Genomic DNA, 12,352 nt, shown 5'->3' with positions numbered 1-12,352 from the left:
GCGTGTCCGGGCACCGCCGAAGGGCTCCCGGGGGCCGGTGATCAGAAGGTGTACAGGGTCACCAGCGTGATCCGCCGGGCCTCGCCCTCGCCCTCCGTCTCGATGCGCACCCGCTGCCCGGGCCGCAGCAGCCGCAGACCCCCCGCGTCGAACGCCGGGGCGTCGAAGGGCACCGGTGTGCCGTCGTCCAGCAGCACCTGGCCGCTGCGGCTCTCCGGGTCGTAGGTGTACGCCGTCGCCTGCATGCCGGGCAGCCTACTGCCCGGACATCGACAGGCGCGCGGCGGCCGCGGCCGTGCGGGGCCCCACCCCGAGCGCCAGGGCGGCCCGCAGATCCGCGCCGGTGTCCACGTCCTGCCGCACGGAATCCACCCCGCCGGGCCGGAGTTCCACCGCCCCCGACGCCCGGTGCCGGGCCCGGGAGCCGATACCGAAGCAGGGCAGCAGTTCCTGCCCGGGGGCGGCCGACAGCAGGGTGGTGCCACGGCCCGCCGCATCGCTGAGGAAGGCCCGCGGAAAGGCGGAGGCGGCATCGAGGACCCGGGACAGCTCCTGCGGGCGCAGGGCCGGCAGGTCGGCGTTGAGCGCGGCCACCGCGGCGGCGGGCCGGCGGGCCCGGACCACGTCCGCGCCGTGCGCCAGGGCCGCGTTCAGGCCGTCGCGCGGCTCGTCGGGGACGACCCCCGCGCCCAGCGCGGCCAGGGCGCGTCCCGCCGGACCGTCGTCCGTGACGACCACCACACCCCGCACCGCCGGGCACGCCAGCGCGGCCGCCACCGTGTCCTGGGCGAAGGCGAGGGCGAGATGGGGGCGCAGCCCGTCGTCCGCGGCGTCCGAGAGCCTGCTCTTGGCCTGCGCCAGCGGCTTCAGGGGTACCACCAAGGTCCACTGCACGAGTGTTACGTCCCTCTCTTGTCCCGCTCATTGTCCCCCGGCACACCCGGCACCGGGCCCGCCGGGGCGTACCGTGTTCTCGACAGACCGGCGGCCCGGGGCGACACTTGTGCGGCCCGCCTGGCCCCCGGACCAGGCCCTAGAGGAAGGTGTCCTTGTGCCGCGCCGCAGAATCGGCTTCTGGTACCGCTTCGCCGCGGTGATCTGCAAACCGCCGCTGGTGGTACTGATCAAGCGCGACTGGCGCGGAATGGAGAACATTCCGGCCGAGGGTGGATTTATCACCGCGGTGAACCACAATTCGCACATCGATCCCTTCGCCTACGCGCATTTCCAGTACAACACCGGACGCGTTCCGCGATTCCTCGCGAAGAGCGGGCTTTTCAAGAAGGGATTCGTCGGCGCCGCGATGCGCGGTACCGGGCAGATCCCGGTGTACCGCGAGAGCACGGACGCCCTCAGCGCCTTCCGGGCCGCCATCGACGCCGTGGAACGGGGCGAGTGCGTCGCCTTCTACCCCGAGGGCACCCTCACCCGTGACCCCGACGGCTGGCCGATGACCGGCAAGACCGGTGCCGCCCGCGTGGCCCTGCAGACCAAGTGCCCGGTCATCCCGGTCGCCCAGTGGGGAGCCAACGAGATCCTGCCGCCGTACTCCAGGAAGCCCCGGCTGCTGCCCCGCAAGACCCACCGCGTCCTGGCCGGTCCGCCGGTGGACCTGGACCGCTTCTACGACCGGGAGATGACCCCGGAGCTGCTCAAGGAGGCGACCGAGGCGATCATGGCCGCCATCACCCGCCAGTTGGAGGAGATCCGGGGCGAGAAGGCCCCCGGGACCCCCTACGACCCGCGCCGCGAACGCGTCGAACAGCGCCGCAGGACCCGGGCGCAGAGGCAGACGCAGACCAAGGGGCGCCCGACGGGACGGGACCGGACGACCGGGGAGCCGGCGGACGGGGAGCCGGCGGCGGCCGAACCGACCGCGCCGGACGGCGGCGCCGCCGCGCGCGAGGAAGGGCTGGGCTCGTGAGCAAGCCGGTCAAGGCCGCGGTGTTCGGCACCGGATCCTGGGGCACCGCGTTCGGCATGGTCCTCGCCGACGCGGGCTGCGACGTCGTGCTGTGGGGCCGGCGCCCCGAACTCGCGGAGGCGGTCAACTCAACCCGTACCAACCCCGACTACCTGCCGGGCGTGGAACTCCCGCGGAACCTGCGGGCCACCACGGACGCCGCCGAGGCCGCCAAGGACGCCGACTTCACCGTCCTCGCGGTCCCGTCGCAGACCCTGCGCGGCAACCTCGCCGACTGGACGCCGCTGCTCGCGGCCGACACGGTCCTGGTGTCGCTGATGAAGGGTGTCGAACTCGGCTCCGCCATGCGGATGAGCGAGGTCATCGAGGACGTCGCCCGGGTCGGCGCCGACCGCGTCGCCGTCGTCACCGGGCCCAACCTGGCCCGCGAGATCGCCGCCCGCATGCCCGCCGCGGCCGTCGTCGCCTGCGCCGACGAGCACGTCGCGCGACGGCTCCAGACCGCGTGCCACACCCCGTACTTCCGCCCGTACACCAACACCGACGTCATCGGCTGCGAGCTGGGCGGCGCGGTGAAGAACGTGATCGGGCTGGCCGTCGGCATCGCGGACGGCATGGGGCTCGGCGACAACGCCAAGGGCTCGCTCATCACCCGCGGGCTCGCCGAGACCACCCGGCTCGGCGTCGCCCTGGGCGCCGACCCGCTGACCTTCTCCGGGCTGGCGGGCCTGGGCGACCTGGTGGCGACCTGCTCCTCCCCGCTGTCGCGCAACCACACCTTCGGCACCAACCTCGGCAAGGGCATGACCCTGCAGGAGACCATCGCGGTCACCAAGCAGACCGCCGAGGGCGTCAAGTCCTGCGAGTCGGTGCTGGATCTGGCCCGCCGCCACGACGTCGACATGCCGCTCACCGAGACGGTCGTCGGCATCGTGCACGAGGGCAAGCCGCCGGTGGTGGCCCTCAAGGAGCTGATGTCGCGCAGCGCGAAGCCCGAACGACGCTGAGCGACGGCCGGCCCGGCGGCCGGGGGAACCGCCGTTTCCGCGGCGTTGCGGGCGCTGTGTCGGGGCACCGGCAACGGGTAGTCTCGTCGCGATATGAGCACCGAGAACCTCCCCCAGAGCCCCGAGCAGCCGCCGCGCAAGCCGCGCGTGGCCGTCGTGTTCGGCGGGCGCAGCTCCGAACACGGGATCTCCGTGGTCACCGCGGGCGCCGTCCTCAAGGCCATCGACCGGACCAAGTACGACGTCCTGCCGATCGGCATCACCCGGGACGGCCGCTGGGCCCTCACCGCCGACGAGCCCGAACGCATGGCCATCGTGGACCGCAGGCAGCCCAGCGTGGACCAGCTCGCGGAGTCCGCCGACGGCGGTGTGGTGCTCCCCGTCGACCCGGCGAACCGCGAAGTCGTCTACAGCGAACCCGGGTCGGTGCCCAAGGCCCTCGGTGAGGTCGACGTGGTCTTCCCGGTGCTCCACGGCCCCTACGGGGAGGACGGCACCCTGCAGGGCCTCCTGGAGCTCTCCGGCGTCCCCTACGTGGGCTCCGGGGTGCTCGCCTCGGCCGTCGGCCAGGACAAGGAGTACATGAAGCGGGTGTTCGCCTCGTTCGGCCTCAAGGTCGGCCCGTACGTGGTGATCCGGCCGCGCGAGTGGGAACGCGACGAACCGGCCGCCCGCCGGAAGATCGTCGACTTCGCCGCCGAGCACGGCTGGCCGGTGTTCGTGAAGCCCGCCCGCGCGGGCTCGTCCATCGGCATCACCAAGGTCGACGGCCTCGCCGGTCTGGACGAGGCGATCGCCGAGGCGCAGCTGCACGACCCGAAGATCCTCGTGGAGGCCGCGCTGCACGGCCGCGAGATCGAGTGCGGCGTGCTGGAGTTCGAGGACGGCCCGCGTGCCTCGGTGCCCGCCGAGATCCCGCCGCCCGACGCGCACGCCTACTACGACTTCGAGGCCAAGTACATCGACTCCACGCCCGGCCTCGTGCCCGCCCCGCTGACCGACGAGCAGACCGCCGAGGTGCGCCGGCTCGCCGTCGAGGCGTTCGACGCGGCCTCCTGCGAGGGGCTGGTGCGCGCGGACTTCTTCCTCACCGAGGACGGCGAGTTCGTGATCAACGAGATCAACACCATGCCCGGCTTCACGCCCATCTCCATGTACCCGCAGATGTGGCAGGCCACCGGCGTCGGTTACGCGGAGCTGGTGGACCGCCTGGTGCAGGCCGCGCTGCGCCGCTCGACCGGCCTGCGCTGACCCGCGCGCGGCGGGCCGCCCGGCCCGCGGCGACCGCCGGTGCCCGGCCCGGTGTTCAGGGGGCGATCCCTTCGGGGATCGCCTTCTTCACGGCCGGGGCCAGGTCGACCAGCACGCCCGTGCCGTCCCGCCCCTCGCTCACCCGCACCTCCACGTACGCCTCGCGGAGGGCGGTCGTGAACCGGTGCGTGTCCCCGTCCTCCCGCTCCATCAGCCAGTCGACGCCCTCCACCCCGCCCGCGACCGCGTCCGGGTCGTGACCGCTCGCCACCCTGGGGTCGCTCATCTTCGGCGGCCGGGGCACACCGCACCGCAGTATGATCGCCACGCCGCCCCAGCCCGCGGTCAGTTCGGACGCGGGTTCGGGATCGTCGCGCTTCTCGCCGTCCACCACGTCCGGCAGGGCGTCGTCCAGGTTCCGGCAGTGTTCGGCGACCTTCGCGTCCGGGCTGGGAACCGCGACCACGGCGTCGTCGCCCGCCGGGGAGCAGCCCGCGACGGAGAGCAGCGCGGCGAACGCGGGCAGCACGGCGAGCCGGTGACGGAAAGAGTTCACCGGCCCAGGGTAGACGGGGGCTACAGATGGACGACCGGGCAGGTCAGGGTGCGGGTGATGCCGTCCACCTGCTGAACCTTGGCGACCACCATGCGGCCCAGGTCGTCGACGGTGTCCGCCTGGGCGCGCACGATCACGTCGTACGGTCCGGTCACGTCCTCGGCCTGGATGACCCCGGAAATCCTGCCGATCAGATCGGCGACGGTCGACGCCTTGCCGACCTCCGTCTGGATCAGGATGTACGCCTGTACCACGGAACCTCCACAGCGGCCACGAGGATCATGTGGGGAAAAGGAACGCCACGGTATCGCGTCGCCGCTCGCCGCGGGGAGATCTGCGGGGACCGGGCCTTGCGCGCCGGGGGTCCGGCAGGAGAGAAGTTGACGGTCACCTCGACCGTAGCGAGCGCACAGAGGACTCGCGACCGGGAACGGACAGGGACAGAAGGGGAGCAAGGGCAATGAAGGGCACTGTTGGTGAGCTCGGGGAGTTCGGGCTCATCAGGGAGCTCACCTCCCGTCTCACCACCACCCCGGCGGTCCGGGTCGGCCCCGGCGATGACGCCGCCGTGGTCGCCGCACCCGACCGCAGGGTCGTGGCCAGCACCGACATCCTGCTGGAGGGCCGCCACTTCCGCCGGGACTGGTCCACCGCCTACGACGTCGGCCGCAAGGCCGCGGCCCAGAACCTCGCGGACATCGCCGCCATGGGTGCCGTGCCGACCGCGCTGCTGCTCGGCCTCGTCGTCCCGTCGGAACTGCCGGTCACCTGGCCCAGCGAGCTGATGGACGGCCTGCGCGACGAGTGCCAGGTCGCGGGGGCCGCCGTGGTCGGCGGCGACGTCGTGCGCGGCGACCAGATCATGGTGTCGATCACCGCACTCGGCGACCTGCGCAACCAGGAGCCGGTGACCCGGGGCGGGGCCCAGCCCGGTGACCTCGTCGCGGTGACCGGCTGGCTCGGCTGGTCCGCCGCCGGACACGCGGTGCTGTCCCGCGGCTTCCGCTCCCCGCGCGCCTTCGTGGAGGCGCACCGCCGGCCCGAACCGCCCTACCACGCGGGCCCGGCGGCGGCCGGCCTGGGCGCCACCGCGATGTGCGACGTGAGCGACGGCCTGATCGCCGACCTCGGGCACATCGCCGAGGCCAGCAAGGTGCGCATCGACATCCGCTCCGGCGCCGTCGACATCCCCTCCCAGATGAACGACATCGGCCAGGCCGTCGGCGTCGACCCGATGCAGTGGGTGCTGACCGGGGGAGAGGACCATGCCATCGTGGCGACCTTCCCGCCGGACGTGAAGCTGCCCGCCCGCTGGAAGGTGATCGGCGAGGTGCTCAACCCCTCGGCGCTGCCCCAGGTGACCGTCGACGGGGCGCCCTGGACCAGCAAGGGCGGCTGGGACCACTTCGGGGACATCGAGTCATGAGCGCGGCGGCCGCACCGCCCCGGGTGCTCACCGTGGCCGGGTCCGACTCCGGCGGCGGGGCGGGCATCCAGGCGGACCTGAAGACGATGCTGGCGCTGGGCGTGCACGGCATGAGCGTGCTCACCGCGGTGACCGCGCAGAACTCCCTCGGCGTGCAGGGCGCCTGGGAGCTGCCGGTGGAGGCGGTGCGGGCCCAGTACCGCAGCGTGGTGGACGACATCGGCGTGCAGGCGGTCAAGACCGGCATGCTCGCCTCGGCGGACCTCGTGGAGACGGTGGCGGACCTGATCGCCGGCACCGGCGTGCCCGCGGTCGTGGACCCGGTGGGGGTCTCCAAGCACGGGGACGCGCTGCTGGCCGCCTCCGCGCTGGACTCGGTGCGCACCAAGCTGCTGCCCGCCGCGACCGTCGCCACTCCCAACCTCGACGAGGTGGAGCAGCTCACCGGAGTCCGCGTCCGCGCGGAGGAGGAGATGCGGCGGGCGGCCGACGCGGTGCTGGAGTTCGGCCCGCGCTGGGTCGTGATCAAGGGCGGCCACCTCGCGGGCGAGGCCGTCGACCTGCTGACCGACGGCTCCGAGGAGCACTGGCTGCGCGCCCCGCGCCACGACAACCGGCACACCCACGGCACCGGGTGCACCCTGGCCTCGGCCATCGCGTCGGAGCTGGCCAAGGGCCGGACGGTGCCGGAGGCGGTGGCCGCCGCGAAGGCGTACGTCACCGGGGCGCTCGCCGCCGGGTTCGCCCTGGGCGGCGGCATCGGTCCCGTGGACCACGCCTGGGGCTTCCGGCAGCGGGGCCGCTGAACACCGGCGGCACCGGAAGGGAGCGACGGGCGGGCCGGACGGTGGCCGTGACGCTCACCGTCCGGTGGCCCCGCGCGGCCCCCCGTGACGGCACGGCAAAAAGCCGGCCCACCTGTCGGTGGACCGGCTCAGTGCGGCGAAACCGGGTGTGGCCACGCGCTCAGCGGAAGCGTCAGCGCGAGACCTTGCCGGCCTTGATGCACGAGGTGCAGGCGTTCACGCGCTTCGGCGTCCCGCCGACCACGGTACGCACACGCTGGATGTTCGGGTTCCAGCGACGGGACGTACGGCGGTGCGAGTGCGAGATGTTGTTGCCGAAGCCCGGCCCCTTGCCGCAGACGTCGCAGTTGGCAGCCACGGGTCACTCCAAAGACTTCAGATGCACTTACGGTTGATCCCGGCATGCCGGGATCACGATCCGGGAACTCCGGGGAGTCCGTCGGATCCGAGTGGCGGTGCCAGGGGAAGGCCCGATCGGATCGGGCAACCGGAGCAGCATACAACGGCTGCACCCGTAGAACGAAACTACCATGGCGGCCCCCGCCCCCCGCCCGGCCCTCCTGGGGCGGGCCCGCCCCCAAGGTCTACGCTGCGTGCCACGGCCAGCAGCTCAGGGAGGCGCGGTGGCGCAGGTGCCGCAGACATTCTTCGATGCTCTCGCGGTGCGTGCGTGGTGCGGCCTCGCGCTGGAGGCACTGGGACGGGCGCGCGAGGAGATCGACGCCATCAACGTCTACCCGGTCGCCGACGGGGACACCGGCACGAACCTGTACCTCACCGTCGAGTCCGCCGCCGCGGCCGTCGAGGCCGTGTTCGAGGGCCACGAGGCGGGGGGCGCGGCCGGCGCGGGATCCCGGCCGACCCTGGCCGACGCCGCGCGGGCGATGGCGCACGGCGCCCTGATCGGAGCCCGCGGGAACTCCGGCACCATCCTGGCCCAGCTGCTGCGCGGCATGGCCCAGGTGCTGGCGGGGGACGAGGCCGCGACCCACGCCGACGGGCAGGGCCTGCGGCGGGCGCTGCGGCACGCGGCCGACTCGGCCCGCCGGGCGGTGGCCCACCCCGTCGAGGGCACGGTCCTCACCGTCGCCGCCGCGGCGGCGGAAGCGGCCGCCGGTGCCGAGGGCGACTGCGGCGCGGTGGCCCGGGCCGCCCACGAGGGGGCCCGCACCGCCCTGGCCGCCACACCGGGCCAGCTGGCCGTGCTGCGGCGCGCGGGCGTGGTGGACGCGGGCGGCAGGGGTCTGGTCGCGGTCCTCGCCGCCCTGGTCCAGACGTTCACCGGTGAGACACCGGGCGGGACCGGCAGCGGGGGCCGGGTCCCCCGGGCCGCCGCCGAACCCGCCCCCGCGCCCGGCTGCGGAGCGGGGGAGTGCGCCGACCCCGCGACGGACCCCGGGCAGGCGACGACCGCCGGGCCCGCGTTCGAGGTGATCTACCTCCTGGAGGCGGACGACGAGGCCGTCGCCCGGCTGCGCCGGCGGCTCGACGGCCTCGGGGACTCGCTCGTCGTGGTCGGCGGCGACGGGCTGTGGAACGTCCACGTGCACGTCGACGACGCCGGGGCCGCCGTCGAGGCCGGGGTCGAGGCGGGCCGGCCGTACCGCATCCGGATCACCCACTTCGGCGCCGCCGACGTCCACACCGCCGGCGCCGGACGCCCGCCGGTCCCGGACCGCCCCCTCCGCGCCGTCGTCGCCGTGGTCCCCGGGGAGGGCCTGGCCGGGCTGTACGCCGAGGCGGGCGCGACCACCGTGCTGGCCCGGCCCGGGGAGCCGCCCGCGAGCGGGGAACTGGTCCAGGCGGTGCGCCGCTCCCAGGCCCGCGAGGTCGTCCTGCTGCCCAACGACGCCGACCTGCGTCACACCGCCGCCGCGGCGGCCGACCAGGCCCGCGCCGAGGGCCTCAGGGTCGCCCTCATCCCGACCCGTTCCGCGGTGCAGGGCATCGCCGCGCTCGCCGTGCACGAGCCGGAACGCCGGTTCGACGAGGACGTGGTGTCGATGACCTCGGCGGCGGGCGCCACCCGCTACGCCGAGGTCACGGTCGCCGAGCGCCAGTCCTGGACCATGGCGGGCATCTGCCAGGCCGGGGACGTCCTGGGCCTCATCGACGGCGACGTGGCCGTCATCGGCCAGGAGGTCGCCGCCACGGCGACGGCCGTCCTGGACCGCATGCTCGCGGCCGGCGGCGAGATGGTCACCCTGGTCGTCGGCGACGACGCCCCGGACACCGTCGCCGCGCATCTGGAGACCCGGGTCCGGGAGGGCTACCTGGCCGTCGACACGGTCGTCTACCGCGGCGGCCGGCAGGGCGCGCTGCTCCTCATCGGCGTGGAGTGAACGATCCGCCGCCGGGACCCGGCCCGGCCCGGCGCGGCGCACGGTTCCCGCATTGTCGGTGCCGTGGTGTGCAATGGATCTCGTGCCCGCACTGGAAGAACCACTGAAGAAGGTGCTCGGCCCCGCCACCGCGAAGGTGATGGCCGAGCACCTCGGCCTGCACACCGTCGGCGACCTGCTGCACCACTACCCGCGCCGGTACGAGGAGCGCGGCCAGCTCACGCACCTGGCCGACCTCCCCATGGACGAGCACGTCACCGTGGTCGCCCAGGTCGCCGACGCCCGCCTGCACTCCTTCGCCTCGTCCAGAGCCCCGCGCGGCCGGGGACAGCGCCTGGAGGTGACCATCACGGACGGCCAGGGACGCCTCCAGCTGGTCTTCTTCGGCAACGGCGTCCACAAGCCCCACAAGGAACTCCTCCCGGGCACCCGCGCGATGTTCGCGGGCAAGGTCTCCGTCTTCAACCGGCGCCTCCAACTGGCGCACCCCGCCTACGAGTTGCTGCGCGGCGACTCCGACGAGACGGTGGAGACCTGGGCCGGCGCGCTCATCCCCATCTACCCCGCCACCGCCAAGCTGGAGTCCTGGAAGATCGGCAAGGCGCTCCAGACGGTGCTGCCCAGCGCCCAGGAGGCCGTGGACCCGCTCCCCGCCTCCCTGCGGGAGGGCCGCGGGCTGCTCCCGCTCCCCGAGGCCCTGCTGAAGATCCACCGCCCGCACACCCCGGCCGACATCGAGGACGCCCGCTCCCGCCTCAAGTGGGACGAGGCCTTCGTCCTCCAGGTCGCCCTCGCCCGGCGCCGCCACGCCGACGCCCAGCTCCCCGCCGTCGCCCGCCGGGCGAAGCCCGACGGCCTGCTCGCCGCCTTCGACGAACGCCTCCCCTTCACCCTCACCGAGGGCCAGCAGAAGGTGTCCGGCGAGATCTTCCGCGACCTGGCCACCGAACACCCGATGCACCGGCTCCTCCAGGGCGAGGTCGGCAGCGGCAAGACGATGGTGGCCCTGCGGGCCATGCTCGCCGTCGTCGACGCGGGTGGCCAGGCGGCGATGCTCGCGCCCACCGAGGTGCTCGCCCAGCAGCATCACCGCTCCATCACGGAGATGATGGGCGAGCTGGCCAGTTGGGGGCTGTGGCGCGAAGCGCCTCCTCAGAAGGGCGGTGGCGGGCGACGGGAGGGCGGCATGCTGGGCGGCGCGGAGGACGCCACGAAGGTGGTGCTGCTGACCGGGTCCATGGGAGCCGCGGCCCGCCGCCAGGCTCTGCTCGACCTGGTCACCGGCGAGGCGGGCATCGTCATCGGCACGCACGCGCTCATCGAGGACAAGGTCCAGTTCCACGACCTGGGCCTGGTCGTCGTCGACGAACAGCACCGCTTCGGTGTCGAACAGCGCGACGCCCTGCGCGGCAAGGGCAAGCAGCCCCCGCACCTGCTCGTGATGACCGCCACGCCCATCCCGCGCACGGTCGCCATGACCGTCTTCGGCGACCTGGAGACGTCCGTCCTGGACCAGCTCCCGGCCGGGCGTTCCCCCATCGCCAGCCACGTCGTCCCGGCCGCCGACAAGCCCCACTTCCTGGCCCGCGCCTGGGAACGCGTCCGCGAGGAGGTCGAGAAGGGCCACCAGGCGTACGTGGTCTGCCCCCGCATCGGCGACGAGGACGACGAGCCGAAGGCGGCGAAGAAGAAGGCGTCCGGGGCCGGCGCGCGCGACGGATCCGGCGGGGAGGACGCCGACCGGCGCCCGCCGCTGGCCGTCCTGGAGGTCGCCGACCAGCTCGCCGCGGGCCCCCTGAAGGGCCTGCGCGTGGAGGTCCTGCACGGCAGGATGCAGCCCGACGACAAGGACGCCGTGATGCGCCGCTTCGCCGCGGGCGACACCGACGTGCTGGTCGCCACGACCGTCATCGAGGTCGGCGTCAACGTGCCCAACGCCACGGCGATGGTGATCATGGACGCCGACCGCTTCGGCGTCTCCCAGCTCCACCAGCTGCGCGGACGCGTCGGCCGCGGCTCCGCCCCCGGCCTGTGCCTGCTGGTCACCGACATGCCCGAGGCGAGCCCCGCCCGGCAGCGGCTCGCCGCCGTCGCCTCCACCCTCGACGGCTTCGAGCTCTCCCGCATCGACCTCGAACAGCGCCGCGAGGGCGACGTCCTCGGCCAGGCCCAGTCCGGCACCCGCTCCAGCCTGCGCATGCTCGCCGTCATCGACGACGAGGAGGTCATCGCCGCCGCCCGCGAGGAGGCCGCGGCCGTCGTCGCCGCCGACCCCGACCTGACGGAGCTGCCCGCCCTGCGCACCGCCCTGGACGCCCTGCTGGACGCGGAGCGGGAGCAGTACCTGGAGAAGGGCTGACAGACTGGGAGCGCCACCCACCGCGCCCACCGACCTCCGCACCGCCCACCGCACACACACCCGAGGACCGAGGACATGACCCGCGTGATCGCCGGCGCGGCCGGCGGACGCCGCCTGGCCGTACCGCCGGGGCAGGGAACCCGCCCCACCTCCGACCGTGCACGCGAGGGCCTGTTCTCCACCTGGCAGGCCCTGCTCGGCGGCCCCCTGGACGGCGAACGCGTCCTCGACCTCTACGCCGGCTCCGGCGCGGTCGGCCTGGAGGCCCTGTCCCGCGGAGCCGGTCACACCCTCCTCGTGGAGGCCGACCCCAGGGCGGTGCGCACCGTCCGGGACAACGTGCGCTCCCTCGGCCTGCCCGGCGCCGAGGTCAGACCGGGCAAAGCAGAACAGATCGTCCGCGCCGCCCCCGCCGGGGAGCCGTACGACCTGGCCTTCCTGGACCCCCCGTACGCCGTCTCCGACGACGATCTTCGCGAGATCCTCCTCACACTCCGTTCGCAGGGGTGGCTCGCCGAGGACGCCCTCGTCACCGTGGAGCGCAGCACCAGAGGCGGGGAATTCGGGTGGCCGCCCGGCTTCGAACCGATCCGGGCCCGCCGCTACGGCGAGGGAACGTTTTGGTACGGTCGCGCCGCCTCTACGTGCGAAGACGCACGATGACCGGACCGGAGAGCGAGG

General features: G+C 74.0%; 13 protein-coding genes. 8 read left to right on the top strand and 5 right to left on the bottom strand.

Features of this window, described 5'->3' with window-relative positions:
• Positions 1-41: 41 nt before the first annotated feature.
• Positions 42-245, bottom strand: a complete 204-nt coding sequence (locus ACSU53_RS08440; protein ID WP_437026072.1) for a hypothetical protein — start codon at positions 243-245, stop codon at positions 42-44.
• 10 nt (positions 246-255) lie between these two features.
• Complete coding sequence (gene cofC, locus ACSU53_RS08435) at positions 256-894, bottom strand: 2-phospho-L-lactate guanylyltransferase (protein ID WP_437026071.1); 639 nt, start codon at positions 892-894, stop codon at positions 256-258.
• Positions 895-1,051: 157 nt separating this feature from the next.
• Here cofC and ACSU53_RS08430 point away from each other — a divergent pair, with 157 nt between their 5' ends.
• The 3 genes from ACSU53_RS08430 (at position 1,052) to ACSU53_RS08420 (ending at position 4,182) form a co-directional block, all read left to right on the top strand.
• Positions 1,052-1,924, top strand: coding sequence for a lysophospholipid acyltransferase family protein (locus ACSU53_RS08430; protein WP_437026068.1), 873 nt, complete (start codon positions 1,052-1,054; stop codon positions 1,922-1,924).
• Positions 1,921-2,931, top strand: a complete 1,011-nt coding sequence (locus tag ACSU53_RS08425) for an NAD(P)H-dependent glycerol-3-phosphate dehydrogenase (protein ID WP_437026065.1) — start codon at positions 1,921-1,923, stop codon at positions 2,929-2,931. The genes ACSU53_RS08430 and ACSU53_RS08425 overlap by 4 nt, the downstream gene beginning before the upstream one ends.
• Before the next feature lie 93 nt (positions 2,932-3,024).
• Positions 3,025-4,182 (top strand): D-alanine--D-alanine ligase family protein, encoded by a 1,158-nt coding sequence (locus ACSU53_RS08420; protein WP_437026064.1) that lies wholly within the window; start codon positions 3,025-3,027, stop codon positions 4,180-4,182.
• A 55-nt stretch (positions 4,183-4,237) separates the two neighbouring features.
• Here the strand turns inward: ACSU53_RS08420 and ACSU53_RS08415 are convergent, their stop codons facing one another.
• Together ACSU53_RS08415 and ACSU53_RS08410 are read right to left on the bottom strand one after the other, a co-directional pair.
• Positions 4,238-4,738 carry a DUF3515 domain-containing protein gene (locus ACSU53_RS08415; protein WP_437026061.1) on the bottom strand — a complete coding sequence of 167 codons (501 nt, stop codon included), beginning with the start codon at positions 4,736-4,738 and terminating at the stop codon, positions 4,238-4,240.
• Between the two features lie 20 nt (positions 4,739-4,758).
• Positions 4,759-4,992, bottom strand: a complete 234-nt coding sequence (locus tag ACSU53_RS08410) for an Lrp/AsnC ligand binding domain-containing protein (protein ID WP_437026059.1) — start codon at positions 4,990-4,992, stop codon at positions 4,759-4,761.
• A gap of 206 nt (positions 4,993-5,198) precedes the next feature.
• Here ACSU53_RS08410 and ACSU53_RS08405 point away from each other — a divergent pair, with 206 nt between their 5' ends.
• Entirely contained in the window at positions 5,199-6,164 is a 966-nt protein-coding gene (locus ACSU53_RS08405; RefSeq protein ID WP_362092224.1) for a thiamine-phosphate kinase, read from the top strand.
• Positions 6,161-6,970 carry a bifunctional hydroxymethylpyrimidine kinase/phosphomethylpyrimidine kinase gene (gene thiD / locus ACSU53_RS08400; RefSeq protein ID WP_437026057.1) on the top strand — a complete coding sequence of 270 codons (810 nt, stop codon included), beginning with the start codon at positions 6,161-6,163 and terminating at the stop codon, positions 6,968-6,970. The genes ACSU53_RS08405 and thiD overlap by 4 nt, the downstream gene beginning before the upstream one ends.
• Positions 6,971-7,142: 172 nt before the next feature.
• On the opposite strand, the gene rpmB is transcribed toward thiD, so the two are convergent.
• On the bottom strand, positions 7,143-7,328 hold the full coding sequence (rpmB, locus tag ACSU53_RS08395; protein WP_003993230.1) for a 50S ribosomal protein L28: 186 nt from the start codon (positions 7,326-7,328) through the stop codon (positions 7,143-7,145).
• Positions 7,329-7,593: 265 nt separating this feature from the next.
• On the opposite strand from rpmB, the gene ACSU53_RS08390 reads away from it, so the two are divergent.
• The 3 genes from ACSU53_RS08390 (at position 7,594) to rsmD (ending at position 12,334) form a co-directional block, all read left to right on the top strand.
• On the top strand, positions 7,594-9,312 hold the full coding sequence (locus ACSU53_RS08390; protein ID WP_437026055.1) for a DAK2 domain-containing protein: 1,719 nt from the start codon (positions 7,594-7,596) through the stop codon (positions 9,310-9,312).
• Positions 9,313-9,385: 73 nt separating this feature from the next.
• Positions 9,386-11,671 (top strand): ATP-dependent DNA helicase RecG, encoded by a 2,286-nt coding sequence (recG, locus tag ACSU53_RS08385; RefSeq protein WP_437026052.1) that lies wholly within the window; start codon positions 9,386-9,388, stop codon positions 11,669-11,671.
• Positions 11,672-11,746: 75 nt separating this feature from the next.
• Positions 11,747-12,334, top strand: a complete 588-nt coding sequence (rsmD, locus tag ACSU53_RS08380) for a 16S rRNA (guanine(966)-N(2))-methyltransferase RsmD (RefSeq protein WP_437026049.1) — start codon at positions 11,747-11,749, stop codon at positions 12,332-12,334.
• Positions 12,335-12,352: the final 18 nt, after the last annotated feature.

It is taken from the genome of Streptomyces sp. enrichment culture (genome assembly GCF_964273255.1).
In the GTDB taxonomy this organism is placed as follows: Bacteria; Actinomycetota; Actinomycetes; order Streptomycetales; family Streptomycetaceae; genus Streptomyces.
The sequence above is the reverse complement of the archived record's forward strand: the minus strand, read 5'-3'. Positions and strand labels throughout refer to the sequence as shown.

Excerpts from the sequence above, each read along its gene's own strand:
- ACSU53_RS08440 (WP_437026072.1), bottom strand. The coding sequence starts at position 245 with ATGCAGGCGACGGCGTACACCTACGACCCGGAGAGCCGCAGCGGCCAG.
- ACSU53_RS08420 (WP_437026064.1), top strand. The coding sequence starts at position 3,025 with ATGAGCACCGAGAACCTCCCCCAGAGCCCCGAGCAGCCGCCGCGCAAG.
- ACSU53_RS08405 (WP_362092224.1), top strand. The coding sequence starts at position 5,199 with ATGAAGGGCACTGTTGGTGAGCTCGGGGAGTTCGGGCTCATCAGGGAG.
- thiD (WP_437026057.1), top strand. The coding sequence starts at position 6,161 with ATGAGCGCGGCGGCCGCACCGCCCCGGGTGCTCACCGTGGCCGGGTCC.
- recG (WP_437026052.1), top strand. The coding sequence starts at position 9,386 with ATGGATCTCGTGCCCGCACTGGAAGAACCACTGAAGAAGGTGCTCGGC.
- rsmD (WP_437026049.1), top strand. The coding sequence starts at position 11,747 with ATGACCCGCGTGATCGCCGGCGCGGCCGGCGGACGCCGCCTGGCCGTA.